Below are 26,429 nucleotides of genomic sequence, written 5' to 3'. Positions count from 1 at the left end.
GAATTGGATACTAAAGATTCCCAAAAAATCTTCTTTTGGAAGATCGAATACAACCGTACAATCTGTCTGAATCGGATTGGTTCTCAAACTAAGAATCGATCCTCTGTTTCAGTGGTTTTTGCTTCTTGTCTCTTCCTCATTTTGGTAACCTCTTTTTCTAACTCTTGTGGGAGCCTTTTACCAAAAGAGAGAAGGGTATATCCGAAAAATCCCATCCATTTACCTGCAGGAATGGACATCCATGAGTGGATGCAAACAAAAAAGGAACAGTATCCCGATAGACTTAGGGTATATGACCTGGATGCTAATTCGTATAAGATCCAATACTTTCGCAGAGAGTTGACTTCGATAGGTTCCTTTATTTCCTGCGCCGCTTACCTCCGCCAAACCAAATCCAAATCCATCGAGATGTTAGAGATGATTTCCAATGTCAATTACGCAGACTATCAAAAATCCATGTTCCCTCGGGGTGGTGAACTGGGTCCCATGAATGAAAGAGATCGCATAGAAATTCTCATCCCTTGTATTGAAGAGTTTTTAGAACCTCCATCAAACTCCCGTATACCGAATGAGCCCAAGAGTCAAATCATCTTGGATGGCTTGGATGCCACCGGATAGGTGGATTACGGATTGGAATACTTCATCTCGAATTTCGATTAAGGGTTGGCCTCGGAGATCCCGGACCAGGTTTAAGAGTTTGTCTTCCCCAAACATTTGCAATGTGGAAGGGTCTCTTGCTTCTGTCAGACCATCTGTCAAAAGCACAATCAAATCACCTTTTTCCAATTGGAACTTTTCTTCCTCGGCAAGGATATCAAAGATCGGTGTGATGATTCGTCCCATTGGTTTTAGGCTGACGAGAGCCCCTGATTTACGAATGATAAAAAGAGGGAAATGCCCTGCACGAGCAAAGGTTAAGACCCCTGAATCAGTATACAAGTGGAGTAAACTTGCGGTAACAAAATGTTCTCTTAAGTTGGGAATGATTTGGTTTCGAATCGACTCTAAGTTTTCTTTTAGATCCTTCGGGTCTTCTTTCCATTTTTCCAGTGAGGTTTTGACAAGAGCACTTAAAAGTGCTGCAGGAATTCCATGCCCAGAAACATCACAAATAAAAACACCTAATTCTTGTTTGTCATGCCTCCACACAATATCATACAAATCACCACCAACCTTCATCATAGGGATGTTTTTGAATAAAATTTCGACCCCATTGGGAATAATTTCTTTTTGAGGGAAAAGGGATTCTTGGATTCGTTTTGCCATATCCAATTGTTTTTCAATTTCGATCCTCTGTTCCTCGATAACAGCAGTTCGTTCTAAAACTTTTTGCTCCAATTCTTCGTTGGCTTTTTCTTTTAGTTCATTTAACACTTGTAAGGATTTTAAAGAAGTTTCCTGTGCACGTTCCCTTTCACGTGTGGCTGTCACAAGAAAATAGGCAATCCCACTAATACAAAATAAAAAAGCATCTAAGAAGATGAGAGAATCATTGATGGATAATCCGCTGGCATCACGCCTGGCAAATACACCTTTCCCATCAATGGTGAGTGTGACGGCAGTGTAAGATAAAACCACCGTTGATAAAGTGGCACCAAATTGACGGAAGCGGATGCTTGTGACAATGACAAAGGGAATGGGAACAAAGAGAAGGGGCCATTCATCACTAAAGGCAATGGATCCGGAAATATAAACGATGATGATCCAAAGGAAAAGTTCCAATTGTTTCGATACATCTAAGTTTAACTTGGATTTGGGATAAAACCAAACAAAGAGGAGGGGTGCAACAATGAGAAACCCTAACATCTCGCCGGAAAACCAAGTAAAGAATACGTTGAAATACAATTCAGAAGATAAAAAATCCCAATACCATAAACTTGTGACACCAAGCACGGCACTGATAAAAGATCCTGGAAAGGTTCCAATGCTTAAGAAGTAAATCAAATCCTTTGTGGAATACAAAGGATCTGTTTTTTCCGTCACACGTTTGATGATGCGGTAATTGACATAACTGCTCAGTGTATTCCCTATCCCTATAATAAACGCTGTTTGGATGTGTGGGTTATTGTAGAAGTTGGCAAGTGTGGCACCTAGATAAATTCCAGGTAAAGCAACAGGGCCAAGCAGTAATAAGGAGGAAAGCCCCACTCCTTCTGGTGGCCAAACAGGTGAAACTTGGCTATTCAGAAAGGCAATATTGAATCCAATTTGTGCGGAAATGAAATACCCAATGAAGATGATGGGGGTCCAAAGGAGGATTCTTGTGTAATGGACCGTTTTCATTCGGAATGAAACATTTCCCATTCCTCCAATTTGTAAAGAATTTCCGCCTCAATTGTTTGGATTTCTTTCGATATTTTGTTTAGTTCCATATGATCATTTGCGAATGTACTCAATTTTGATTCTAAGTCCGTTTTTTTCGCTTCGAGTGATGCGATCTCTTTTTCTAAGGTTTGGATTTTCTTTAGGTCTTGTTTTGATTTTTTAGGTTTTTCCACAGCGGGAGAACTTTCTTTGACCACCGTGGTTTGAATAGAACTTGGTTCGTTTTCAATTTCTAAACTATCTTGTTCCAAAAAGGAAGAGAAGGTTCCAATATAATGGTCCAGTTTTCCTTCTTTTCGAAAGATGAGTAGGCTTTCTGCGGTTCGGTCGAGAAAGTAACGATCATGCGAGACAATCACTACGGTTCCAGGGAACTCGTCTAAAAATGATTCCAATACAGAAAGGGTTTGGATATCCAAATCATTGGTAGGTTCATCTAGGATGAGAAAGTTTGGACCTGTCATTAAAATTTGAACCAGGAAAAGTCTACGCCTTTCACCTCCAGAAAGTTTGGCGATGGGAGTGTATTGTAATTTCCCATCAAACAAAAATCGTTCCAACATCTTTGCTGCAGAAATTTTTTCACCGGATTCCGTTTCAATCATCTCACCTGCCACATCTTTGATGTATTCTAGTACATTTCGTTCTAAGGGAAGTTCGGAACTTGTTTGGTCAAAATACCCAACCTTCGTGTTGAGTCCTGGTTTTAAATAGCCACTATCTGGTGTTAGACGTCCCGCCATTAAATTCAGTAAAGTAGATTTTCCGATACCATTTGGCCCAATGATCCCAAGTCTTTCTTTTGCTTTAAACGTATATGTGAAGTCATTGATGAGAACTCTTTCACCAATGGATTTTTTAAGATTATGGATTTCTAATATGGTTTTCCCTTGGCGTTTTGCAGCAACACTGAGTTCCAAATCTTTTTGGATTTCACGTTTTTCTCTGGATTGTAACTCATTTGCTCGGTCAATCCTTGCTTTTTGTTTTGTGGTACGGGCTTTGGGTTGGCGTTTGAGCCATTTCACTTCTTGTTTCAAAAACTGTTTGATTTTGTCTTCTTGTTTTTGAAGTGTTTCTTCTCGTTCTACCTTTCGTTCCAAATAAATGGAGTAGTTTCCTTCGTATAAAAAATAATTCCCACGATCGAGTTCTAAAATTTTTGTTACGATCCGATCTAAAAAATAACGGTCATGTGTGATGAGTAGGATTGCTTTGTCTAAATTGGCAAGGTAGTCTTCTAACCATAAAATGGATTTTACATCCAAATGGTTTGTTGGCTCATCTAAGATCAGTAAATTACTTTCATCAATGAGAGACTTGGCAAGTTCCACCTTTTTCAACATCCCACCCGACAACTCAGACATCTTTCGTTCGAGTTTTTCGACACCTAATTCTCGTAATATGGATTTAATTTGTTGTTCATAATCCCAAGCAGAGAGTCTATCCATTTCTTGTGAGGCATTTGTAAACTCATCATCGAGGCCTTCTTCCCCTTCGCTCATACGTTCACAGATGTCTTCATACTTACGAATGGTTTTGACGAGTTTGTTATCCCCTTTGTAAATATGGTCGAGGATGGTTTCCTTGGGATCAAAAATTGGGTTTTGATCGAGGATTGCGATTTTTAGGTTATTGTTTTTGATGATTTGTCCAGAATCTGTTTCTTCCTTTCCTAGAATTGCCCGAAGCAGTGTGGACTTACCGGATCCATTGATTCCAACAATGGCAAGTTTTTCTCCTTCACTGATAGAGAAATCAAGGTTGGTAAAAAGTTTTTTTTCGCCGATGGTTTTGGAAAGTTTGGAGACTGAGACTAGCACAATGTCCATGAGAAAGAAATGGCCTCAATCGGACAATCGTATTCAATCTGATTATTTCAAAAGCCAGTGTTTAAGTTTTTCCGCGATGGTATTTAAGACCACAGGTTTCGAAATATAATCATTCATTCCACTTTCCAAACACCTGTTTTCTTCATCCGATAGTGTACCAGCAGTGAGAGCAATGATCGGAACGTTTCTGCCAATTGCTAATTTGCGGATCTCTCTTGTGGCATCATACCCATTCATTTCTGGCATTTGGATGTCCATAAGGATTAGGTCAGGTTCTGTTTTTTTAAAATGTTCGACAGCTTCCAAACCATTATTTGCTTCGATGATGATTGCAGACTGTAAAATTTTTAAGACAATGGTTTTGGTTAACATCATATTCACCGGATTATCTTCTACGATCATCACTTTTATTTTTTCGTTCGATAAAATTGGTTTTAAGTGATTTTCCTTGTTTTGAGCTTCTTCTGCAACCCTTCCCGAAATTAAATCAGATAAACTTTCATATAAAATATTGGTTTGTATCGGTTTCAAAAGGATGATACCAACACCAAGTTCCTTCCCTTTTTCGTAGATGATTTCTTCATTGGAAGACGTATGAATGGTGAGATACGGTATTTTTTGTTTGTTTTGGATTAAAATTTGTTTTAAGGATGAGATGAATTCAAGCCCATTCATCTCTGGCATATTGTAATATGAAATCACAATATCAAAAATCTCACCTTTTATGATCCTTTTGAGAGCTTCGGTTGGTGAACTTACCGTGGTAGTGTTTATGTTTTTGTAGTCTAACATCTCTTTGATGACTAAAAGATTTGTTTGGTTATCGTCCACTACCAATACATTTTGAATTGATTTTAAATCTGGTTCTAAATTACGTTCGTTGTCAGCAAGTGTCGTAAATTTAAAATAAAACCGGGAACCTTCGTTTAATTCTGATTCCAATTCAATTTTGGAACCAAATAATTGTAAAAGTTTTGAAGTAATTGAAAGGCCAAGTCCTGTCCCACCAAACTGACGTGTTGTGGAATTGTCTGCTTGGGCAAATACTTCAAAGATTTTCTTTTGGTTGTCTTTATCGATTCCGATCCCTGTATCAATCACTTCAAACAAAAATTCATATTCATTTGTGTTCAAAGGTGAAGCAGTTAATTTGATTTGAATTTCACCTTTGAGTGTGAATTTGAGAGCGTTTCCAATCAAATTCAGTAAAATTTGTCGTAATCGTAAGGAGTCTACAAATACATTCCTTGGAACTTTAGGAGAAATGTTTAAAATGAGTTCCAATCCTTTTTCGTATGCCTTGTGTTTGACGATTTCTGCTATTTGATGTAATAAATCAAAAATATTGACCCTTTCTTTATAAAGTTCCATTTTTCCAGATTCAATTTTGGAAAAATCGAGGATGTCGTTGATCAAATCGAGTAAGGACATGGCAGAGAGGTGGACTGTCTCCATATACTTTCTTTGCACTTGGTTTAAGTCAGTTCGCATGAGTAGATCAGCAAAACCAATCACTCCATTCAGTGGAGTTCTAATCTCATGGCTCATATTGGCCAAAAAGTTTGACTTAGCATTCGATGCGTTTTCTGCTTTTTCTCTAGCAATGATCAAATCATTTTCTAAAACTTTTCTATTTGTGATATCCGTGTGTGTTCCTATCACACGAAGGGGTTTTCCATCAACAGTTCGTTCGATGACTTTCCCTCTATCTAAAATCCATTTGTAAGTTCCATCTTTACACAACATTCGGTGTTCGTTCATGTAAACTGGTGTGAGACCCGTAAAATGTTTTTCCAAATCAGAAAAACATTTTTCTTTGTCATCAGGATGAACTCTCGATTCCCATTCGGATAAACTGGTTCCAATTTCAGAGTCTAAAAAGCCCAACATGGATTTCCACTGGCTTGAAAAGAATACCTGATTGGTTACTGCATTCCAATCCCAAATTCCATCACCCGAACCTTCCAATGCAAATTGCCAGCGCCTTTCACTTTCGCGTAACGCTTCTTCGGTGGCTTTTTGGGTAGAGATATCAATTCCAATTCCTAAGTATCCAGTGATTTCTCCTTTTGGGTCTCGCGTAGTCGTAATGACCAGTTGGACTGGAAATTCGGATCCATCCTTTCTGATATAGGTCCACTCATGTGAGTCGTAGGCACCTAACCTTGCTTTGTGTACAAAGGTTTCAAATCCGGAAATTGGAATCCCAAATTCTTGCGATATAATTTCTGCTCGGTACGAAACTTCCGATTCTTTATGCAAAATCGTGGGAGTTTGTTTCCCGATCATTTCTTCTGCGGTATATTGTAAGTGGTATTCAGCCCCTTTGTTAAAATGGGTGATGGTCCCTTCGGTATCGGTTCCGATGATGGTCACATGAGTTGTGGCATCCAAAATGGTTTCGAGTTTGGATAAGGCTTCTTCTTTTTGTTTGTCTAAATTGACACTATTTGTGATGTCTTGGAAACTCCCATAAACTCGTATGCATTGCCCATTTTCAAAAACTCCATGCCCAATGGTTCGAACCCATTTGTTTATGCCCGTAAATGTTTTGATTTGTAAAACAAGATCATAGGATTTACCAAAATGGATTGTATCCTCAAAAACTTTTCGGAGTTCATTTTGTTCGGATTCAATTGGGTAAAATTGGAAAGCATTTTCTAAACTTGGTACGTAGTCATCTGGAACTTCGTGGATTCGTTTGGTTTCTTTTGCCCAAAAAATTTTGTTTTGGAGGAGGTCAACTTCCCAAGCACCTACATTGGCTGCCGCATTGGTCTCTTCAAAGAGGACTCGGATTCGATTGAGTTCATCCCTTTGGTTTTTGATTTCTAATTCTTTTTCTTTTCTTTCGCTTACGTCTGATAAGTAGGATATCTTTTCCGTTGGATAGGAATCATAATAACTAACAACACTATATTCCGAAAGGTAAATATAAGTTCCATCGGGTTTTCTGAACCGAAATTCCCTCTCGTAAGTTCTTTCTTTGTTTTTGATGAATTGTTTTTCTATCGTTTCGAACTGTATTTTGTCATCAGGATGCACCAAACTTTCTAAACTTAAATTCCCTTTTTTGAAATCACCGGTTTGGTAACCTAGGTTATGTGATACATTGGGAGATACATAAGTGATTAAAAACTCAGAATCAAATTTGTAGCGAAAGATGACAAAAGGACCGCTATCAAGGACCACACCTTCTATATTAAAACTGGGTTCTCCCCGTAAGATCACACATGGTCCAGACTTTGTTTCGAGGAATCTTCCCAATACCCTGTATTGGTTTCCGAGAAGTGAAGTCGAAAATTGGAATGGAATCCTCCGGCTTAAGGTTTCCTGGCACAAATTAGATAAAATGAGGCTGTCTCTTGGGATGATGGGGAGTTCTTTTACGTGTTTCCCAACCGCTACCGAATCCTTCGGGAGGTATAAGTTTGGCGAAGTTCGGGAAAACTGGATTTCTAAATTGCCATCCAAAACAATCAGGAATTCATCGAAGCTTTCTACTATGTTTTGGTAATCGAAACTTTCTGCCATTTCCCTTTATGTCACTTGACCAAATCCCTCGGTCCTAGAGAATCAAAGATACGATGAAGAGTCGACTGTCACTTTCTATTTTTTTCAGTTTCATCATCTTAGGTTCTCTTACTACTATATACGCACAAAACCAAAGAAATCATGGTTGGGTTGTGTCTGGAAACCAAGGAAAATTGTTCATCCAAGGGAAGGAACAAATCGCGATCCGTGATGACTTCCGTTTCAAATCACCCGAAAATCTGTCCACCAACCAGGAAATCGATTATTATCTGATGTTAGGGGAATACTTTCTCAAAACAAAAGACAAAGAAGGCATTGGTAGGGTATTGTATGACCTTAGGACAAAAAAGGGTGAGTATTCGTTTGCTGATTTTTTACTCACTTCTCTTTGGAAACAATCGCAAGGAGACGAAGTCCAAGCCATCAAAATGTTGGATACCTACATCCAAAAAGAACCAAATTCCTACTTACGAAATTTAGCAAAGAATATGCGAACCAATCTTTTCCAGTCAGGAGAGGATGAGAAAAAAACTATGGTTCGCATGGATTGTCAAAAATCGAAACCATATTATTCACTCTGTCGAGTGTTTCGTTTGCAATACTATATTGACTTACCAACGGGCAAAGACAAAGACATGCATAAACATTTTGTTAACATAATGCGTGTTAGTTCCCCTTTTTTTGAAGATGGAAATTTAGATTGGATTCCTCTTCTTGATCGGATTGATGAAGATTTGCCAGCCAAGTTAGCATTTTTAGGATTTGCTCGGGAAGGGATCCATTTCCAAAAAATGATTTTGGATTTGGAAAAAATCACTGAAGGCAATGCAAACGAAAACTCGATTGAACGAATGTCATTTTTCCAAATTTTGTCCGGTGATCTGAGTGGAGCGGAAGAATCCTACCTACAATTTCTAAAGACTGCCCGTGGAAAAAAAACATCCATGCTCAATCGCATCTATGTAAAGTTAGGTGCTTTGTCTTACTTCCAAAAGGAATATAAAAAGTCCTTGGATTATTATTTGAAATTGGATTTAAACAATTGGTCCTCGGACATACACCATCCATTTTTAAATGAACCGATGACACTTGCTGAAGTAAAGGATTTGATTTCTGTATCATTGTATAAAGTGAATGGGTCTGAATCTGCCCTAAGAGCATTACAAAAAATCAAAGACCCTGAAAAATTAACAGAAGCAGACATTTGGCCGAAACTTCGCATCTCACAGATGTTAATGGACCAAAACCCTGAATTGTCATCGCGAATGACTGACGAAATCATTTATATGGCTCAGGAAAAAAAATGGAGACGGCTTGAGTATGCGGCCACCATTTTACAAGGGTACAACCAAATATATAGGAAAGAGTATCGAAAATCAACCATCGAACTTACCAAAAGCCGTGGGATTTTGGATGAAGAAAATGCATTTTATGCCGCGGAATTCCTACGAAATTTTGGATTTATTTTTGCACACACTGCTTCAGGGAAAAAAGGACCCGTCAATGGCAATATCCGCGATGGTCTGAGTGATTATCTGTTAAACCATCCGTATGAGGATTTGTATTACATTCGGAACTATCGTCCCATCGCTTTTTCTACTGACTTATTTTTTGAATATGCACTCAGCCATTTGCGTGATGACAATGATGTGTGGGGTTTATTTGATACTTTATTCAAATACAACAGTGTCAAAACACAAAGGAATCTAAAGAGTAGTCCCCATTCTCTCTTCCAAATTCCCTATGTGAACCAACAGTTTAAATTTTTATCAGGATTTGGAACCGCGAGGGAATCCAAGTTTTTTGATTCTACCTACGCAGAAAGTCGGGAAACAGAAAATTCGATCCAAAGGAAAAATGAAGAGGAAAACCCACGTTCACTTGAATCAGTAAAACATCCTACAATTTTCCTTTTGCCTTATAAGGAAGAGATTTATGTTTTTACGTTTAACCCAAAAGAATCCAAACGCAACCAATTGAATTGGAAACTCGTTCGTTCCCAAAGACCTGATGCCTCTGATATCGTAGATTCAGTCAAAGAACTGGTTTCTTCTAACAAGGACCAAGAAAAGGTGCAAATTTATTTAAACGACTTTGGTATGGGATTGTACAAAACCATTAAAAAAGAGTTAAAAGACCAATCATTTGTATTTTTCTTTAGTTTGTATCCAAACACAGACTCCCAAAAACCTCTCAATTTGTATTCATGGAAGTGCCCAACAAATATGCGTTCGCTGGATGGAAAAGGGATTAACCTCGTTGACACTGCATATTTTGAAGGTTCACGCATTTTAAAAGACAAGGAGCGATTGCACCTTTGGGATTTCCCTGCCACAACAAATGTTTCCACACTGGGTCCAGTTCTCAGTTGGTCCTGTAGGCTTGAGAGTGGGATGACCGAAGAGATTTCTTTCTTAAAATTATTCCGACGTATTGACTACCGAACAGTACCCAAGATGATTGTTTACACCGAACGAGTGTTAGGTAAGTCTTGGAGTGATCCGGCCCTTCACTACCAATGGATGCATTTTTGGTTTCGTTCTGGGACAAAAAAAATCGGATACCTCCCAACCTTACCAGTGCTCGATTCCATTTCCCTGCAAAGCCTTGCAGAACCTGCGGCTTACAAAGAAGAGGGGGTTTGGGTGTTTGCCACAGCCCAGTAAATGAGACATAATTTATCGATCTACCCTTCCCATCCCCCTGAGCCTTGTTTCGGAAAACGGGGGGGTAAGATTTGTAAGCTTACTTTCCTTTCCCTTTTTTCCTAAGATTTTCTCCCAAATTGTAGGCGACACTAGAAGTTCGGTCCAAAATACTTAATTCTGTTCCTCATTACACAATGGACCCTGATTTTAAAACTTTAGTGGTGTTCGAGTTTCTATGGAAATAATCGGCATCTTTCTCATCTTCCTCCTTGTCTTTGTCAATGGTTTCTTTGTCGCTGCAGAGTTTGCGATGGTTTCAATCCGCCCCTCACGCCTTGAGGAGCTTGTCAAAGAAAACCGGGCCATGTCCCAACTCACAAAAAAAGCCATCTCAAAAATCGATGATATGTTGTCGGTTTGCCAAGTGGGAATCACCATTGCTAGCCTCCTCCTTGGTTGGATTGGCGAGGCATTATTTGCCAGTGTTGTTTCTGGTTTCTTACATATGTTCCAAATCGAATTGGACATCGTCACCATTCACAGCATTTCGATTGGAGTTTCGTTTACTTTCATCACACTCCTCCATGTGATCTTAGGGGAGTTAGTTCCAAAAACACTGGCAATTCAAAATACCGAAGCGATTGCGTTAGGTGTTTCAGCTCCCATGTGGTTGTTCTATTATTTGTTTTTCCCTGTTACATTCATTATGAATCGATTGGCAGGTGGGATACTCACACTCTTCCGTTTGCAACGCACTGGTGATAAGTACGTTCATTCTGCGGAAGAGCTCATGATCATCATCGAAGAACAAAGGAAACAAGGTCGGATTGATAATGCAGAGATGCAACTCATCCAAAAGACCTTTGATTTTTCCGAACATACAGCGAAGGATGTAATGACACATCGCCTTTCTATCATTGGTATCCCACAAGAATCAACGATCGATAAATTATTACCTCTGATTGCAGAACATAGTTTTTCACGTTACCCAGTATATAACCAAACGTTGGATAAAATTGTTGGGATTGTTCACGTTCAAAAGTATTTAAAATGGCAAGCGGCCCACCTTTCTGCAAAAGGCAAAAAGGAAAAAATCACCGTGATCATGGAAAAGGATTTTGTTAAAGTTCCTGAATCTATGTCGATTGAACGAGTGATGACAAAACTTCGTGAGAAAAAACAACATATGGCGATTGTCATTGATGAATATGGTGGAGTTTCCGGTTTACTCACGTTAGAAGATATTATCGAAGAATTTTTTGGTGAAATCCGAGATGAAACTGACACGGATGAAGTGGATGTCACATCCAAAAACAAAAAAACCAAAACCATCACCTTAGATGGGGAAACCGAACTTTCCAGTTTAACCGATATCTTAGAAGGAGAAGAACCTTCTGATATGGAAGAAGTTCGTACCATCGCCGGTTACTTTATGGAAAAAAACGAGGATATGCCAAAAGAAGGTAGCATCGTCCAAATCAAAAAAGGTAGCCTCAAAGTGAAAAAAATGGAAGGCAATAAAATCATTTCCATCCTCTTCACTCCGAAAATAGAAGAAGACCATGATTCGGAAATGGAAAGGGAACTATCCTACGAGGACCGTTAAATGAAAGAAATCATCATCGCAGTATCCGGTTCCATTGCTTCCTACAAAGCTTGTGATTTGGTGAGAGGGCTTACCAAAAATGGATACCCGGTTCGAGTGATCATGACTTCTAACGCCACCAAGTTTGTTGGAAAAATCACCTTTGAAGCCTTAACCGGAAAACCAGTTAGGGTGGATGAATTTGATACAGGTATGGCTCATATCGAAATCAAAAACATTGCATCTGTTTTTGCCGTTGTTCCTGCATCCGCCAACATCATTGGTAAAATGGCCAATGGAATTGCGGATGATTTGGTCACATCCACTTACCTTGCTTGCACATCACCCGTGTTAATTGCACCCTCCATGAATCCTGGAATGTACCTGCACAAAGCGGTACAAAGGAACTTAAAAACGTTAGAAGCAGATGGAGTACACATTGTATCCCCAGACAAAGGGATCGTGGTCTGTGGTGATGAAGGGTATGGAAAACTTGCCTCGGTTGAAACCATCATGGAACAAATCATCGACCTTCATAAAAAAAATTCATGAATTTAAAATTCAAACGAGTCATCGTCACCTCAGGCCCCACTAGGGAATGGATTGACCCCGTCCGATATATTTCCAATGCCTCTTCTGGTAAAATGGGATATGAAATAGCCAAATGTTTTTTACAATACCCAGTGGAAGTCATCTACATCCATGGGAATACATTGGAACGTTATGCGAAAGTTACGGGCGCCAAACAGAACTTAGAAGTGGAAACCACAATGCAACTTCGCGATACAGTTTTGTCTCAATTACAAAATGATACTTTGCTTGTTATGGCCGCAGCTCCTGCAGATTTTAGGCCCATTATGACCGCCGAACATAAAATCAAAAAAGAAAGAAATTCGGAAGGGAGTAAGGGTTTGTTACTTGAGCTTGAAGAAAATCCAGATGTGTTAAAACAAGTGGATGAGTATGTTAAAGAAAACCAAATCCAAAATTCCCTTAGAGTGGGGTTTGCTGCCGAGACCAATGATTTGGAAAAACATGCCAGAGAAAAACTCACCCGAAAAGGCCTTCATTTCATTGTAGGTAATGTTGTGGGTCATGGAAAAGGGTTTGGAGAAGTGGAATCGATTTTGCGAATCTTCGGTCCCACTGGACTTGTAAAGGAAATTGGGCCACTACCCAAAGAAAACTTAGCAGAGGCCCTCGTTCAATTTTTAGTGACTGTTTGAATTGTTTCCAAATCCAAACGCAAAATAGCCTGCAAGTAATACCAATCCAAAACTCACGATATAATTCCATTTGATTTTTTCGCCAAGGAATAGTGTGGCAAATAAAATAAAAACAAAGATCGTGATGATCTCTTGGATGATTTTCAATTGGAAACCTTCAAATTTATACACTGTGTAACCGATTCGATTCGCAGGTACCATAAGCACGTATTCAAAAAAAGCAATTCCCCAAGAAAATAAAATCACATAAAACATTTGGTTTGATTTTGCATACTTTAGGTGTCCATACCAGGCAAAGGTCATAAAAATATTAGAAAGAATGAGTAAAGCGACTGTTAGCATTTGTTTGGGTTCCTTTTTTATTATCTAGAAAGTAATTGCTTAATTTGTTAAATTTCATTTGAGCGAGTTCGTTTTTATATTTGGTTGATATTAGATATTAGTTACCAACTCGGGTTTTCATTTTATTGGTTCGTTTGGAAACACTTCATTCCAAATTTTTGGTAAAATTTCTCCCGATTTTCCGTCAAAGTGATGTTTCATGGAAGCTGTCAGGTTTGTTTCCTCGGGATTGATTTCAATCCCGATTGCACCATTGCGAACGGCAGTTTGTGCTAAGTTAGCAGGAACCGAGACATTGGCACTGGTTCCAATCACAAACACCACTTGGGATTGTTTGCAATATTCCCAACTTTTTGTAAGGAGAGTTTGGTTGTATTCTTCTCCAAACCAAACTATGTCTGGCCTAAGCAGAGATTCACAAAGTTTACAATACTTAAGTCCAGGTTTGTCAAGTCCATCATCTATGATATGGAATTTTTCTGAACATTTTGTACACCTTGCCTTAAAAATATTTCCATGTAATTCAATGAGTGAATGACTGCCTGCGCGGGGGTGGAGCCCATCCACATTTTGAGTGATGAGGGATACAGATTTTGATTTTTTTTGCCAACTCGCAATTGTTAGATGGCCTGCATTGGGTTTTGCATTTTGGCAAATCCCTCGCCTCCAGTCATACCATTCCCAAACAAGGTTTGGATCCTTTTGAAAGGCAGAAGTGGTCGCTAAATCTTCGGCCCGGAAATTTTTCCAAAGCCCTCCTTCTCCACGAAACGTAGGAATACCACTTTCATTTGAGATCCCAGCCCCCGTAAGAAAGACGATCCTGTCCGCATTTCGGATTATTTCTAAAGAATCCTTTGGCAATAGGTCCATTTCTTGTTCGATTCTAACAAATTCTTAGAAAATTTAAATCGGAAAAAATTTTGGGCCAGGAAATCTGGTGAATGTGAGCAGGCATTGGCAAGAAATCCAAAAAAAATTGGATTCCATAAAGGAAAAACAATTATTTAGAGAAACAAAAACCTATCATGGGATTGATTTTTGTTCCAATGACTATTTGGGTCTTGCCACTAACTCTCGTATGATGGAATACTACCATTCCTTATCAAACGTCTATCCTTTTGGTTCCACTGCCTCTCGCCTGGTTCGTGGGAATTATGATTCCATGGACCTGTTCGAAAATGAATTTGCAAGTTTTGTAGAAGGGGAAGCGGCACTTCTTGTTTCCAATGGTTTTGTTGCAAACTTCGGACTTATCGATTCCATCGCAGCACCAGATTGTTATGTGTTTACCGATCGATTGAACCATGCCTCCATTTTGGATGGAATTCGCATTTCAGGTGCCAAAAAAAAATATTACAACCACCTAGACTTAAACCATTTGGAATCCTTATTACGAAAAGCAGATGTAGACGACCCTCAGAAAAAACAGAAACGTATCGTGGTAACGGAGTCATTGTTTAGTATGGATGGGGATAGTCCCGATTTCCCAACTCTTCTCAAATTAAAAGAAGAGTATGGTTTTGTTCTTGTTGTCGATGAAGCACATGCTCTCGGAGTGTATGGCAAAGAAGGAAAAGGGATTCTCTTTCGTGATTTACCAAAAGAATCGATTCAGTCCATTGATTACCGCGTGTACACTTTAGGAAAATCATTTGGTTTGGAAGGGGGGATTATTGTCACCAAACAAATTGGTAGAGACCATTTAGTCAATGTAATGCGCCCTTTTATTTTTTCAACGGCCCCACTACCAATCATTTCGAAATTGGCAATTTATGCGTTGGAACTCGTTCGATCGATGGATGATTTACGTTACCACCTACATTCTTTGGCAGAGGGTTTAAAAGTTCTCCTACGTTCCAACGGCTTTTCCATTACAAATACTGCCTCTCATATCATACCCTTATTACTCCCAACAGAAACGGAAGCCTTGTTTTATGCGAAACGATTGCAAGAGTTGGGATTGGATGTACGTGCCATTCGCCCCCCAACGGTTCCTACTCCAAGATTACGCATTAGCCTCAATGCAAAATTAGCAACTTCGGATACAAATTCTCTGGTTTTGGCACTTGTCCAAATCCGAAATGAATGGAATGGTTTACAAATTAGAAACTGAAACAATCATAAAAAGATTTTTTCAGCAAACGTTTGTTATGAATTTGTTATGACTCTTCAAATTTGCGGATCTTTTCTTTGATGGCATCCGTTTTGGCAGAAAGAGTTTCCTTGGAATCGGTAGAGGAAGTCTCGTTGGAAGTTAAGTTCGCTCTTACTTTTTTGGTTCCATATCGGTAAATTCCATAGAGTCCAAGAACGCCTATCCCGAGTAAGGTGGCATTGATCCAAGTATCATCAGGTTTTGCTAAAATTTTTGGTCCAAAACCATACACAATGGAATCCACCATCCCTTGGTTTCCATTCTCTTGGAACATCATAACAACCGGGTCTTGGAGAATCGAATTTCCAAATCCATTCTCCATTTTGGAAATGATCTCTTCATCTCCCATCCCATCTTTGATTCTGTTTTCAATGAAGGTTTTGAGATAACTAGAGGCCGCACACATATTAAAAGAACAAGATTGGATGGGTAGGCTTGGCAAACAGATACAACGAATTTTTTCAGTCACCTTGAGAAAGGTTTGGATTTGCCTTTCTTCTTTGAGATTCGTTGTGGTCTTTTGTGAGAAAAGGGCGCTCGAGGTTCCCAATAACAGAATGATGGAAAATAAACGGATCATATTCCCTTCCCTTTTTGCTCTTTTCGTTTCTCTCCAATGGGCAGCAACAAAAAGATTCCTGACAAAAAGTACAAAACGGAACCAAGCCAAATCAATTTCACAAGAGGGTTGATCCAAACTTCTAAGTTTGCCACAATTTGCCTTGGGAAATTGAGGAAAAGTTTGAGTTTTTCCGTTTCACTTCCTGGTGTGAAGTAGTATTGCATGAACATTAGAGGAAGGTCTGGGTTTTCTGATTTTAGATCAGAAGTTTCGATGGCACCTAATTGGATGTAAAAGTCTTCCTTCGCCATCGAATGGATTGCAGGTTCACTTGTTGGGATATGTGTTTCGAAATCTCCCGTTAGGTGGGAAATTTGTGGGTAAAACCTTCTTTCCGTATCGAGTGTTGCTATTTTTTCCAATCCACGGTAAATTCCATAACTTGCTTCTTGAGAGACAATCACATTTTGAATGTTAGGTTCTCCGCCGAGTCCCGAAATCAAAACTGGTTTTAGTTTTAAAGTATTGGCTTCGATTTGATAACCACCAACCATCGCTTTGTCAATGGATTGGTAAGTGATTTCTTCGGAAGTAGGTGGTAACAGTTCATAAAAAAATCTGACTGATGTATTGATTTTGAAAGCATTTCCCGCATAACCGATAAAAATGAGAACAAGAGAAAAGTGAACTAAATACCCACCATACCTTCTTTTGTTTTTGAGAAGTAAATTTAGGCCAGCACGGAATAAGGATTCATTTGTAAATTCCTCTCGCCTCGCTTTTATCCCACGGTAGTATTCTTGGACAATCCCTGCAATTGTGAACACACCAATTCCAACAGTTAAAACAGAATAAACTTCAGCCAAAACATCACCATACTTAGAATCGGGTTTTGTAAAGTTTTGTGAGTAAAAGAGGATGTACAATCCACCACCCAAGATTCCAAAAAGGAATGGTTTGAGTAAGGTGGAGAAAAATACAGCACCAGCACCTTTTCTCCATGCAAGCAGGGGCGCAGATCCCATGAGCAATAATAAAAAGATTCCAGCAGGTACTCCCCAGGAATTGAACCAAGGAGCCTTAAATTCTTTTCCATACAATAGGGGGGAAAAAACACCTAACAGAATTGCTGCGGTCGAAAGCACGAGTAGGAAATTATTTAATAAAAAACTTCCTTCTTTGGAGGTGATCGCTTCTAAATTCCTTTCTGGTGTTAGGTGTTTTCTGCGGTAAATCACAAAACCTGTAAAAAACAGAAAACTGGTTATGATATAAACGATGAAAGGAGTGCCGATTGTGGATTTGGAAAAACTATGTGGGCCTTCGAGTACTCCCGAACGAGTGATCCAAGTACCAAGTAAACTAAAGTGGAAGGCAAGGATCACAAGTAACATATTCCAGAATTTCAACATCCCTCGTCTCTCTTGGATGACAACGGAATGGACAAAGGCACTTGTGAGTAACCAAGGCATTAAGGATGCGTTCTCCACAGGGTCCCAAGCCCAATACCCACCCCAACCTAATTCTTCATAGGCCCATTTGGAGCCGAGTAGGATCCCTGTTCCTAAGAAAAACCAGGAAAACAAGGTCCATTTGCGAATGAACTTCATCCAATCTTCGGAAAGTTGGCCAGAGACTAACGCTGACATGGCGATCGCAAAAGGAATGGAGATACTCACATAACCTATGTAAAGAATGGGTGGGTGGATGATCATCGCCCAATGTTGGAGGAGGGGGTTTAGCCCTCTACCTGCTGCAGCTTCTGGAACAAATTCTCGAAACGGTTGCGCATCTCCATAAAATACGGCAAGGAAACTAAAAAAACCAGATAAAACTGCCAAAATGAGATTCATCATGGGAATTCGGTCTTCGATGGATTTACGAGTTTGCCATAACACGATAAAGGTGAAGACATTTAAAATTAAGTTCCAAAACAGTAAACTTCCGGATGACCCAGACCAAATCGAAGTCATTTTGTAAAATAAGGGAAGGTGTTCGCTTGAGTGCATCACCACATAATAGTTGCTATAGTCAGAACGAACAAGCTGCGTAAGCAAAACAATAAATGTTAAAATGATAACAAACGGATTTGTCATGAGAGCCAAGCGGCCAAGTTCGACCGCTTTTCTTTCTTTGGAAATAATCCCGTAAATCGTTTGGATGCTTGAGAAAATTAAAATGGCTAGGGAAGAGGCAAGTAAGATGGTTCCTAAATTATTCATTGTTCCTCGGCATAACCCGCTTCGTATTTGGAAGCACATTTTGCTTCGACATGGCTTGCAACAAGTACTCCTTTTTCTAACTTCCCATCCACTCGCGCACGTGCTCCTTCTTTGAATGCATCAGGCAATAGTGTTTCTCCCGTGAAGAATACGGGAATGATTTGATCGTTTAGTTCTAAATCAAATTTGGCTTTTCTGCCCTCCCTGACCAAACTCCCTACACGTACAAATCCTCGGACACGTAAATTTTGTTCCGAATATTTTGTTTGGTTTGCGGCAAGTTCAGAGGCATCGAGCAGTAAATACGATGTTTCTTGGGATGAAAAATACGCAATGCCTCCTAGAGAGATTGCGATGAAGGATAAAAGGGTTAAAAACTTACGATTCATGGTCCATTCTTTAGACGAAATCACGTCTTTCCTCTAACCTCTCTGATTGCAAGTTTCGGTCAAACAAAAAGGTCATGCGAAATCTACGATAAAATCCTCGTTTTAGAGGTAGGATTTGGCACGGTAAACAAAATACCCAACCCATTCTTTGAGCGCAAAGGTTGTGGTATCAAGGTATCCTGCGGATGGTACATACAATTCAAATGCACCAGAATCCATTTGAAAAGAGCGGTAATCTGTGGGGAAAAGTTTTACTTCTAAATTTTGTTTTTGAAAACATCCAGCTGCACGTTTCATATGAAAGGCAGATGTGACAAGGATATAGGATTGGAATTTTTTTTCTTGGATAATTTTATTCGTTTCCACTGCATTTTCGTAAGTGTTTCGGGATTTGTTTTCTAAAATAATATCGGTTTCTTTCACTCCAAGATCAATTAACAACGATTTGGCTAAATTAGCTTCTCGGAATTCATCGGATAACAACAAACCGGACCCACCTGTAAAGAGGATTTTTTTTACCTTTCCTGCATGATACAACCGAATGGCATCTGTGATGCGATCGGCAGAGTCGGTTAGTTCTGGTCTTGCTTTTACGGAAGAAATGGTTTGGATCATGCCACCAAGTACAATTGCTACGTCGGCTTTTGGTGCCTCTTCTATGGAGATGGGAGGGAAATCTTTTTCTAAACCAGAAACAAGTGCATTGGCGACAAAAGAACTAGAGGAAAGGTATAAAAAGAAACAGAGTAAAAAAAAGAGAAACTTTGTTTTCCCAGATTTGATGCGAAACAAAAGAAAAAAACAAAGTAAAAAAAATACGGGTAAGGGATAAAGAAAAATGGTAAGGACTTTAGAAAGGATAAAGAATAAGGAATCCATAAAGAAAGGATTCGAAATGCACTCGAATTTTACCAGTCCAAATCGGGGCCAAGCACTCCCATCCCACTCCCCCAGTATTGGGAAGGGTGTGGGTAACGGACGGAGATTCCGAGGGGCGAACGCGAAAACTTCCAATCACGTGCAATTTGTTTTCGTTTGTTCATTTGTTCATCTGAGATATTTGAGTCCAAAGCAACTAGAGATTGTTTGGTGAGATCCACCCATTCTTTGATCGCGGCTGGATTCTGTTTTTTTAAGTCTTGGATGAGGATACGAAGTTCAAACTCAGCATCCTCTCGTAAGTCCCGAGCAATTTCGGAAATTTCAGCGTTGGAACCAAAAACAGTTTCATTTCCCTCCGTGCGATCGACTGCATCTCTCCATTTCGCATACGCAATGAATAAATTTTTTGTTTCCTCGAAGCGATACATGGTGGATTTTTGAGTCTGTCGCCAAATTCGAAAAAGGCAATCGAAAAATCTTTCCTTTCATCTTGCGACTCAGTTTCGTCTAAATACCGTGAAACATAAATTGGTATCCTTGTCCTCTCTCTGTTTTCTGCTCATCAGTTTTACAATTTTGGCAGATGCCCAAATCAAAAAACCCCACCACGGCGAATCGGGTTTCCAAAACCCAAATCCTGGGTTCCAAAAAAAAGGATTTTGGAATGTGCTTGTTTGGCAATGGGACCGATTCTTTTTACCGTACAGTTTGGACGCTAAGTCCTATCCCGAATTCCCAGTGGTCCCAAATGATGGAAAAGAATTACAATCAAATGCAAACAAACTTTCTGTGACCTGGGTGGGGCATGCGACGACACTTGTACAAATTGATGGAGTGAATGTCTTAACAGATCCCATTTGGAGTGAGAGGTGTTCCCCTTTGAGTTTTGCTGGACCCAAACGTTACACACCACCGGGCATTTCCATTCCAAACCTTCCAAAAATTGACGTCATCATTTTATCCCATAACCATTATGACCACACTGATCTGCCTTCACTCAAACAATTAGAAGAAAAATTCCATCCACTTGTTCTTACGGGGCTTGGTAACAAGAAATTGTTGTTAGGTGAAGGAATGCAAAATGTAAAAGAAATGGATTGGTGGGATGAAACGAAATTTGGATCGGTGCAGTTTACTTTCGCTCCCACCCAACATTTTAGTGGCAGGGGGCTTTTTGACCGAGATGAAACCCTTTGGGGGAGTTTTGTGATCACAGGGAAAGATGAGACCGTTTATTTTGCAGGGGACACCGGGTATTACAGTCACTTTAAAGAAATTGCCAGTCGTTTTCCAAAGATAGATGTCGCGATATTACCCATTGGTGCTACTGAACCTCGTTGGCTTATGGAACCCGTACATGTGGATCCCAAGGAGGCGGTTCGGTCTTTTCTGGATCTCAAGGCAAAATTTTTGGTTCCGATGCACTACATGACATTTGTTTTGTCGGATGAACCTCTCGATTCTCCTGTGCCCCGCACAAAAGAAGCCATGAAAGAATCGGGAATCTCCGAATCTGCTCTGATTCCTTTAAAAATTGGAGAAACACGCTTTTTTTAGTTCCATGTGATTTCTCTTTTGGGTATGCTGTCCTAAAAAAAATAGGATGGTGAGCACGTTGAAGAAGCTTCTCACATTGATGGTTTTCCTTGTATGTTTGTCTGTGACAACTGCAGGGTTATTTGCCGAAGGACCAAATCCGGTTCCAACAGAAACTACAACACAAGAGGAAACAGGTCATTCCTCCCATGGAGAATCCGTTCACGAAGAACTCCCGTATTGGACAGTTTTGCCTTTCGTTGCAATTCTCCTTTCCATTGCGATTTTACCAGTTGCCTCTCACAAAACAGCGCATTGGTGGGAAGACAATAACAACAAACTCATTTTAGCAGTGGGACTTGGAGCGATCTCCTTTGTTGTTCTGATTGTTTATGGTTATAGCCATAACATTGTTCATACTGTTTTCTTTGATTACATTCCTTTTATCATCTTACTTGGTTCCTTATTTTACATCTCAGGTGGGATCGTGATCAAAGGGGATATTAAAGCAACTCCACTGAATAACACCTTGTATTTGTTAATTGGTGCAAGTCTCGCATCTTTTATCGGAACCACAGGGGCATCCATGTTACTCATTCGTCCTTTGTTAAAAACAAATAGCGAACGTAAACATGTTGTGCATACTGTTGTGTTTTTTATCTTCCTTGTTTCCAATATTGGTGGATCGTTAACTCCACTTGGTGATCCTCCTTTGTTTTTAGGATACCTCAAAGGGGTGCCTTTCACTTGGACTTTTAAGTTATTACCTGAGATGCTCGTGGCACTTGTCATTTTACTCTCTGTTTACTTTGTTTGGGATACTTTGGCTTACAAAAAGGAAACCAAAAAAGACTTGGCTCGTGATACAAAACTTGCGACCCCTTTTTCCATCAGTGGACAAGTAAACTTTATCTGGTTACTCGGTGTGATCTTAGCAGTTGCGTTTTTGAATAGTAACTACATCCCACAAATCAACGAAACACCAACCCTCGGATTTATCCGAGAAGCGGTTCTCATTGTTCTCATCGTCCTTTCTAAGTTCACATCCAAAGAAGAACATAGAAAGTTTAATAATTTTACTCTCCATCCCATCCAAGAAGTGGCATACCTCTTCATTGGAATTTTCATCACCATGATCCCAGCCCTTGTACTACTCGAAACACATGGAAAGGAATTGGGAATCACAGAAAGATGGCAGTTTTATTGGGCAACAGGAGCTTTCTCCTCGGTGCTTGATAATGCTCCAACGTATTTAACGTTTGGATCTTTGGCTTCGGGACTCCTCACACCAGTCGGATCGGCGCCACTCACACTGGGTCAGTTCATTGGCAATGGCCAAGCAGAAGAGATCTTAAAAGCGATCTCAGTGGGTGCTGTGTTTATGGGTGCCAATACATACATTGGTAACGCTCCTAACTTTATGGTGAAGTCAGTGGCAGAAGAAAACAAAGTGAAGATGCCTTCTTTTGGTGGGTATTTAGCATATTCAATGGGAATTTTGGTTCCTGTTTTTATCCTCATCACGTTCATTTTCTTCGTCTAAGTTCTAACAAAGCCGGGGGTTTTTCCTCGGCTTTTATCCTTTCATGATTCTGCAATTATCCCATTTAGATTCCTTATCACGTTCTGGTTCGTTTTCCCATCTTTCGGATCGAAAAGATTCCCTCGAGAGGGAACGAAAGGAACTGGAATTTATCCTAAAATCTTCAAAAGAAAAACTCATCTACGGAATCCATACAGGATTTGGCCCTCATGCTTTCACCTCCAATGAAGAATTGGATTTGATCCAAAAGTCGTTGGTCTACCACCTAACGGTGGAACCAGTGCTTTCCAAAGAAGGAATCCCTCATTCGCATTTGTCACATGAAGAAGCAAGAGTTGTGTTAGCTGCTAGACTTTTTAGTTTATCACTTGGTGGCTCGGGGATTCGGTATGAAACCTTAGAAGTGTTAAACCAACTTTTAGAATTGGATTGTATCCCCATTCTCCCAGAAAGAGGTTCTCTTTCTGCCTCTGGTGATTTGATCCCTCTCAGTTACATTCCTTTGGCGCTCCTTGGTGAGTCTGGTTTTACAGGCAAAGGGAAAGAGTTAGGTCCCACAAAACAAAATGGGAAGGTCTCAAAAATCCCTGGTCTTCCTTGGACTCCGCACCCCAAAGAATCGATTTCTTTGACCAATGGAACAAGTTTCACGACGGCCCTTCTTGGTTTTCAAGTGGTGAGATTTCGCAAATTATTTTTGCAATCCATTGAACTTTTACAATACCTTTTCCATTACCACTCTGTTTTCCCTGACGCCTTCCATCCTTCCTACCACAACCACAAACAATTCTTTGGGCCGAAACTCATTGCGAATTTCCTCCATCCCATTGTCTCCAAAAATCCGAAACGGAAAGTGGAAGGAAAACGAATCCAGGATATTTATTCGGTTCGTTGTATCCCTCAAATTTTAGGTGCGGTTTGGGATGAAATTGAATCGATTGCCATGGTCGTAGAACAAGAGTTAAACTCTATGTCCGACAATCCTGTTCTCATCCCAATGGAAGGAAATTTTGAAACTCGTTTCCGATTTGCGGAAGGAGGTGGTTTTTATGCCTCGCAGGTAAGTTTTGCCGCAGACCGATTGCAAAATGCCATGGCGGTTTGGTGTACTTGGGTGGACCGATTTTTAAATTATTTGTTTGATCCCAAAGAAAACGATGAGTTTCCATTGATGTTGTCTGCAAAACCTGGGACATTTGCTGGTTTATCTGGATTAGGACTTATGTCAGCCCACCTAACGGCTGAAGTGCGAAGGGACAGTATGCCAGGCTCCATGCAATCGATTCCAACGAATGGCAACAACCAAGACATAGTGCCTATGGGTGCTATATCGGTTTTACGCAATCGTAGGACAGTGACAAGTGTGACAAAACTTTTAGCGATCGTTTCCTATGCAGTGTACCAAACTTCCTTGTTTGCAAAACGAAAGGCATTGGTACCAAATTGGGAATTGTTTCGTGGACTCAAAACAATGCAAGAGGACCGAAGTCTGGATTTTGAAATCCAGACACTCGTTGAAAGGATTTCTAATATTACTCCTTCTCTTGTAACGACTCCAAACGATTGAGTCCCATTCCTAAAGCCAAACCAAATACAAGTGCGGCAAGGGGGATTTGGGCTTCTGCAAAGTCTTTTGGTAAGATGTTTTTCGCAGTGGCAATTTGGATGTCTCGTTTCACTTCTCCAGACCTTCCTACAACTGTTTGTCCATTGGCATAATCTTTGAACGGCCAAAGGATAAAAAAGGAACCGAGTATAAGACCAAGTAAAAATGTCATCGTATGTGATTTGTATTTCACAAATAACCATTTTACGATATGGGTAAAAATCAAAAGCCCAAGTAAACATCCAATCCCAAATGCAGCTAAAAATAAAATGGAACTTGGTTCTAAGATGGTGGAAAGTTTACCAATTACGATTTGGTATTCACCTAACACAAGCATGATGTAGGAACCAGAAATACCAGGTAAGATCATCGCAGAGATGGCAATCACACCAGTGACAAATGCAAAAAGTGGATTTTCAGAACCAGAGTTTTCTCCCATAAAAAAACTAGGCACAATCGTTAATAAAATCCCAGGGATTAAAAATAACCATACAACTAAACTATGTTTTTCGATGAGTTTGTACGGAACCACAAGAGAAGGGATGATAAGGCCAATGAAAAGAGCAAGTGTGGCTTCAGGATGGTTTTGTAATAAAAATTGGATGAGTTTGGCACCTGAAATCACAGAAAGTAAAAGCCCAATCCCAAGGAATACCAAAAACCAAAAATCAATCCGTTTCATTTCTTTGGCAAAACTTGATCTCACATCTTCTTTCCAAAATCCAACGAGTAAGGAAAGGGAAACTTTAATGGTTTCTAAATTTAAGGAAGTGATGGCGGTGATGAGTCTGTCGTAAAGACCAAGGATGAGTGCAAAGGTTCCCCCTGACACACCAGGGATGAGGTTTGCGATTCCAATGAGAAACCCGTTGAGAATGCAAAATAGAATTTCTTTTTTTGTTAGAGGCATAACGGAAAGGTTGGATTCTTTCAAACTTTAGGCAAGGTTTTTTCGTGAAGTCCAAACCCAAACAATTCCATAGAGGAGAAGGGAAATCAAAAAGAGGATGGTAAAGGTTAACAATTTTCCGATTTCCCATTGCACCAAAAGAATGTGGATGCCAAGGACCAAACCATTCAATAAGGAAAAAACAACGAGAGACCCAACCTTCCCCACATTTGTCTCTGTTAACGTTTGGTATAGGTGTTCCCTATGTGCTTGGAATAAATGTTTTTTCTCGGAGAACCGTTTGAGGAGAATGGTGATGCCATCGATCCAAAAGAAAGGAAAAAGATAAAAATAATCAAGGACATCCCAACGTACTACTTGGCCTCTGTTTGATCCTTCGGTAAGCGGGTTGGAAAGGAGTGGCAGGAAGAATACAAAAAATCCAAGTGCCAAAGAACCACTATCACCCATAAATAATTTTGCCTTTGGAAAATTATAAAAGATAAAACCAAACATTGATACAAACAAAATCGCGTACAAAATGTATCCAAGATTCGGAAAGGTATAAAATGGCAAGTCACAGAGTCCCACGGAAAAAAAGCAGATGAAAAAGGTAGAAACAAGATACCAGTCCATTCCATCCATAAAGTTTACCAAATTGATTCCAAATACTAAAAATACCGTGAGAAACAGGATGATTGCGTAGGAAGGAATTTCTGTATATGTCATGAAACTGATATTAGGCGTAGTCACCCACAGACAGAGCCATACAATTCCCAATTCTAAAAAGAGTCGTAGTTTAGGTGATAAGTGGATTAAATCATCGATAAAACCTAAGATAGAGAATACAAAAACACCAGCTAACAATAAATAAACGTTTGAAACTTGGTTTGTCAATGTTTCTGGGTTTGGGAAACCAAAACCAACGGGACCCGTCAGATAAAGTAGAGTCGAAATCAAAAAAACAGGGATAAAGAACATCCCTCCCGATTTTTTTGTGACCGTATCGTGCAAACTCCGTTCATTTGGCACATCTTTCACTCCAAACCGAGAATGCACATAAATTGAGTGCAAAATGAGGCTCATGAGGCCAAGAATTAGGAAGGAAATGGGAAAAAAAGCAGGCATTTTCGCAAAGTTTCAGAGAACG

Annotated in this window: 21 protein-coding genes; 9 read left to right on the top strand and 12 right to left on the bottom strand. The window is 39.8% G+C overall.

What is annotated here, in order from left to right; translation table 11 throughout:
- Positions 1-3: 3 nt before the first annotated feature.
- Positions 4-618: a hypothetical protein gene (locus tag EHQ62_RS18765; protein WP_244241819.1), complete on the top strand. Its 615-nt coding sequence runs from the start codon at positions 4-6 to the stop codon at positions 616-618.
- Here EHQ62_RS18765 and EHQ62_RS16475 read toward each other — a convergent pair.
- Genes EHQ62_RS16475 through EHQ62_RS16465 form a run of 3 tightly spaced genes read right to left on the bottom strand, consistent with a single transcriptional unit; the run spans position 550 to position 7,691 of the window.
- Entirely contained in the window at positions 550-2,283 is a 1,734-nt protein-coding gene (locus EHQ62_RS16475; RefSeq protein WP_135644836.1) for a SpoIIE family protein phosphatase, read from the bottom strand. The two genes, EHQ62_RS18765 and EHQ62_RS16475, sit on opposite strands and share 69 nt — an antisense overlap.
- Positions 2,280-4,157, bottom strand: a complete 1,878-nt coding sequence (locus EHQ62_RS16470; RefSeq protein WP_135644834.1) for an ABC-F family ATP-binding cassette domain-containing protein — start codon at positions 4,155-4,157, stop codon at positions 2,280-2,282. Before EHQ62_RS16470 ends, EHQ62_RS16475 begins: the two co-directional genes overlap by 4 nt.
- 42 nt (positions 4,158-4,199) lie before the next feature.
- Complete coding sequence (locus EHQ62_RS16465; RefSeq protein ID WP_135644832.1) at positions 4,200-7,691, bottom strand: PAS domain-containing hybrid sensor histidine kinase/response regulator; 3,492 nt, start codon at positions 7,689-7,691, stop codon at positions 4,200-4,202.
- Between the two features lie 53 nt (positions 7,692-7,744).
- On the opposite strand from EHQ62_RS16465, the gene EHQ62_RS16460 reads away from it, so the two are divergent.
- The 4 genes from EHQ62_RS16460 (at position 7,745) to EHQ62_RS16445 (ending at position 13,150) form a co-directional block, all read left to right on the top strand.
- Positions 7,745-10,357: a hypothetical protein gene (locus EHQ62_RS16460; RefSeq protein ID WP_135644830.1), complete on the top strand. Its 2,613-nt coding sequence runs from the start codon at positions 7,745-7,747 to the stop codon at positions 10,355-10,357.
- 217 nt (positions 10,358-10,574) lie between these two features.
- Complete coding sequence (locus tag EHQ62_RS16455) at positions 10,575-11,945, top strand: hemolysin family protein (protein WP_135644828.1); 1,371 nt, start codon at positions 10,575-10,577, stop codon at positions 11,943-11,945.
- On the top strand, positions 11,946-12,476 hold the full coding sequence (locus tag EHQ62_RS16450) for a phosphopantothenoylcysteine decarboxylase (RefSeq protein WP_135644826.1): 531 nt from the start codon (positions 11,946-11,948) through the stop codon (positions 12,474-12,476). It begins immediately after the preceding gene.
- The gene (locus EHQ62_RS16445; protein ID WP_135644824.1) at positions 12,473-13,150 is read left to right on the top strand and encodes a phosphopantothenoylcysteine decarboxylase domain-containing protein; all 678 of its coding nucleotides are present in this window, start codon (positions 12,473-12,475) and stop codon (positions 13,148-13,150) included. The genes EHQ62_RS16450 and EHQ62_RS16445 overlap by 4 nt, the downstream gene beginning before the upstream one ends.
- On the opposite strand, the gene EHQ62_RS16440 is transcribed toward EHQ62_RS16445, so the two are convergent.
- Both EHQ62_RS16440 and EHQ62_RS16435 read right to left on the bottom strand, forming a co-directional pair.
- Entirely contained in the window at positions 13,136-13,492 is a 357-nt protein-coding gene (locus EHQ62_RS16440) for a DMT family protein (protein WP_135644822.1), read from the bottom strand. The two genes, EHQ62_RS16445 and EHQ62_RS16440, sit on opposite strands and share 15 nt — an antisense overlap.
- Positions 13,493-13,609: 117 nt before the next feature.
- On the bottom strand, positions 13,610-14,365 hold the full coding sequence (locus EHQ62_RS16435) for an SIR2 family NAD-dependent protein deacylase (protein WP_135644820.1): 756 nt from the start codon (positions 14,363-14,365) through the stop codon (positions 13,610-13,612).
- 73 nt (positions 14,366-14,438) lie between these two features.
- Between EHQ62_RS16435 and EHQ62_RS16430 the strand changes: the two genes are divergently transcribed.
- Positions 14,439-15,608: an aminotransferase class I/II-fold pyridoxal phosphate-dependent enzyme gene (locus EHQ62_RS16430; RefSeq protein ID WP_135644818.1), complete on the top strand. Its 1,170-nt coding sequence runs from the start codon at positions 14,439-14,441 to the stop codon at positions 15,606-15,608.
- 46 nt (positions 15,609-15,654) lie between these two features.
- On the opposite strand, the gene EHQ62_RS16425 is transcribed toward EHQ62_RS16430, so the two are convergent.
- From EHQ62_RS16425 to EHQ62_RS16405, 5 genes are all read right to left on the bottom strand, one after another.
- Positions 15,655-16,230 carry a cytochrome c-type biogenesis protein CcmH gene (locus tag EHQ62_RS16425; RefSeq protein WP_135644816.1) on the bottom strand — a complete coding sequence of 192 codons (576 nt, stop codon included), beginning with the start codon at positions 16,228-16,230 and terminating at the stop codon, positions 15,655-15,657.
- The gene (locus tag EHQ62_RS16420) at positions 16,227-18,434 is read right to left on the bottom strand and encodes a heme lyase CcmF/NrfE family subunit (RefSeq protein ID WP_135644814.1); all 2,208 of its coding nucleotides are present in this window, start codon (positions 18,432-18,434) and stop codon (positions 16,227-16,229) included. The genes EHQ62_RS16425 and EHQ62_RS16420 overlap by 4 nt, the downstream gene beginning before the upstream one ends.
- On the bottom strand, positions 18,431-18,823 hold the full coding sequence (locus tag EHQ62_RS16415; protein ID WP_039928471.1) for a cytochrome c maturation protein CcmE domain-containing protein: 393 nt from the start codon (positions 18,821-18,823) through the stop codon (positions 18,431-18,433). Before EHQ62_RS16415 ends, EHQ62_RS16420 begins: the two co-directional genes overlap by 4 nt.
- 102 nt (positions 18,824-18,925) lie before the next feature.
- The gene (locus EHQ62_RS16410) at positions 18,926-19,702 is read right to left on the bottom strand and encodes a YdcF family protein (RefSeq protein WP_015677078.1); all 777 of its coding nucleotides are present in this window, start codon (positions 19,700-19,702) and stop codon (positions 18,926-18,928) included.
- A 29-nt stretch (positions 19,703-19,731) separates the two neighbouring features.
- Complete coding sequence (locus tag EHQ62_RS16405) at positions 19,732-20,133, bottom strand: hypothetical protein (RefSeq protein ID WP_135644812.1); 402 nt, start codon at positions 20,131-20,133, stop codon at positions 19,732-19,734.
- A gap of 88 nt (positions 20,134-20,221) precedes the next feature.
- Here EHQ62_RS16405 and EHQ62_RS16400 point away from each other — a divergent pair, with 88 nt between their 5' ends.
- Genes EHQ62_RS16400 through EHQ62_RS16390 form a run of 3 tightly spaced genes read left to right on the top strand, consistent with a single transcriptional unit; the run spans position 20,222 to position 24,351 of the window.
- Positions 20,222-21,262 (top strand): MBL fold metallo-hydrolase, encoded by a 1,041-nt coding sequence (locus EHQ62_RS16400; RefSeq protein WP_208720713.1) that lies wholly within the window; start codon positions 20,222-20,224, stop codon positions 21,260-21,262.
- Positions 21,263-21,320: 58 nt separating this feature from the next.
- Positions 21,321-22,784, top strand: coding sequence for a sodium:proton antiporter (locus tag EHQ62_RS16395; RefSeq protein ID WP_208720712.1), 1,464 nt, complete (start codon positions 21,321-21,323; stop codon positions 22,782-22,784).
- A 43-nt stretch (positions 22,785-22,827) separates the two neighbouring features.
- Positions 22,828-24,351 carry an aromatic amino acid ammonia-lyase gene (locus tag EHQ62_RS16390; protein ID WP_135644808.1) on the top strand — a complete coding sequence of 508 codons (1,524 nt, stop codon included), beginning with the start codon at positions 22,828-22,830 and terminating at the stop codon, positions 24,349-24,351.
- On the opposite strand, the gene EHQ62_RS16385 is transcribed toward EHQ62_RS16390, so the two are convergent.
- Positions 24,317-25,300, bottom strand: a complete 984-nt coding sequence (locus tag EHQ62_RS16385) for a DUF368 domain-containing protein (protein ID WP_135644806.1) — start codon at positions 25,298-25,300, stop codon at positions 24,317-24,319. The genes EHQ62_RS16390 and EHQ62_RS16385 overlap by 35 nt on opposite strands.
- A 27-nt stretch (positions 25,301-25,327) precedes the next feature.
- A complete protein-coding gene (locus EHQ62_RS16380) occupies positions 25,328-26,407 on the bottom strand; it encodes an MraY family glycosyltransferase (RefSeq protein ID WP_135644804.1) in 1,080 nt (359 codons plus the stop codon).
- Positions 26,408-26,429: the final 22 nt, after the last annotated feature.

Source organism: Leptospira jelokensis (assembly GCF_004769635.1).
Classification (GTDB): domain Bacteria; phylum Spirochaetota; class Leptospiria; order Leptospirales; family Leptospiraceae; genus Leptospira_A; species Leptospira_A jelokensis.
Note: the sequence above shows the minus strand (reverse complement) of the source record. Positions and strands in the feature narration are given on the sequence as shown.

What these genes read in the sequence shown, in the direction of transcription:
- EHQ62_RS16475 (WP_135644836.1), bottom strand. Translation starts at nt 2,283, where the DNA reads ATGAAAACGGTCCATTACACAAGAATCCTCCTTTGGACCCCCATCATC.
- EHQ62_RS16470 (WP_135644834.1), bottom strand. Translation starts at nt 4,157, where the DNA reads ATGGACATTGTGCTAGTCTCAGTCTCCAAACTTTCCAAAACCATCGGC.
- EHQ62_RS16465 (WP_135644832.1), bottom strand. Translation starts at nt 7,691, where the DNA reads ATGGCAGAAAGTTTCGATTACCAAAACATAGTAGAAAGCTTCGATGAA.
- EHQ62_RS16460 (WP_135644830.1), top strand. Translation starts at nt 7,745, where the DNA reads ATGAAGAGTCGACTGTCACTTTCTATTTTTTTCAGTTTCATCATCTTA.
- EHQ62_RS16455 (WP_135644828.1), top strand. Translation starts at nt 10,575, where the DNA reads ATGGAAATAATCGGCATCTTTCTCATCTTCCTCCTTGTCTTTGTCAAT.
- EHQ62_RS16450 (WP_135644826.1), top strand. Translation starts at nt 11,946, where the DNA reads ATGAAAGAAATCATCATCGCAGTATCCGGTTCCATTGCTTCCTACAAA.
- EHQ62_RS16445 (WP_135644824.1), top strand. Translation starts at nt 12,473, where the DNA reads ATGAATTTAAAATTCAAACGAGTCATCGTCACCTCAGGCCCCACTAGG.
- EHQ62_RS16440 (WP_135644822.1), bottom strand. Translation starts at nt 13,492, where the DNA reads ATGCTAACAGTCGCTTTACTCATTCTTTCTAATATTTTTATGACCTTT.
- EHQ62_RS16435 (WP_135644820.1), bottom strand. Translation starts at nt 14,365, where the DNA reads ATGGACCTATTGCCAAAGGATTCTTTAGAAATAATCCGAAATGCGGAC.
- EHQ62_RS16425 (WP_135644816.1), bottom strand. Translation starts at nt 16,230, where the DNA reads ATGATCCGTTTATTTTCCATCATTCTGTTATTGGGAACCTCGAGCGCC.
- EHQ62_RS16420 (WP_135644814.1), bottom strand. Translation starts at nt 18,434, where the DNA reads ATGAATAATTTAGGAACCATCTTACTTGCCTCTTCCCTAGCCATTTTA.
- EHQ62_RS16415 (WP_039928471.1), bottom strand. Translation starts at nt 18,823, where the DNA reads ATGAATCGTAAGTTTTTAACCCTTTTATCCTTCATCGCAATCTCTCTA.
- EHQ62_RS16410 (WP_015677078.1), bottom strand. Translation starts at nt 19,702, where the DNA reads ATGGATTCCTTATTCTTTATCCTTTCTAAAGTCCTTACCATTTTTCTT.
- EHQ62_RS16405 (WP_135644812.1), bottom strand. Translation starts at nt 20,133, where the DNA reads ATGTATCGCTTCGAGGAAACAAAAAATTTATTCATTGCGTATGCGAAA.
- EHQ62_RS16390 (WP_135644808.1), top strand. Translation starts at nt 22,828, where the DNA reads ATGATTCTGCAATTATCCCATTTAGATTCCTTATCACGTTCTGGTTCG.
- EHQ62_RS16385 (WP_135644806.1), bottom strand. Translation starts at nt 25,300, where the DNA reads ATGCCTCTAACAAAAAAAGAAATTCTATTTTGCATTCTCAACGGGTTT.
- EHQ62_RS16380 (WP_135644804.1), bottom strand. Translation starts at nt 26,407, where the DNA reads ATGCCTGCTTTTTTTCCCATTTCCTTCCTAATTCTTGGCCTCATGAGC.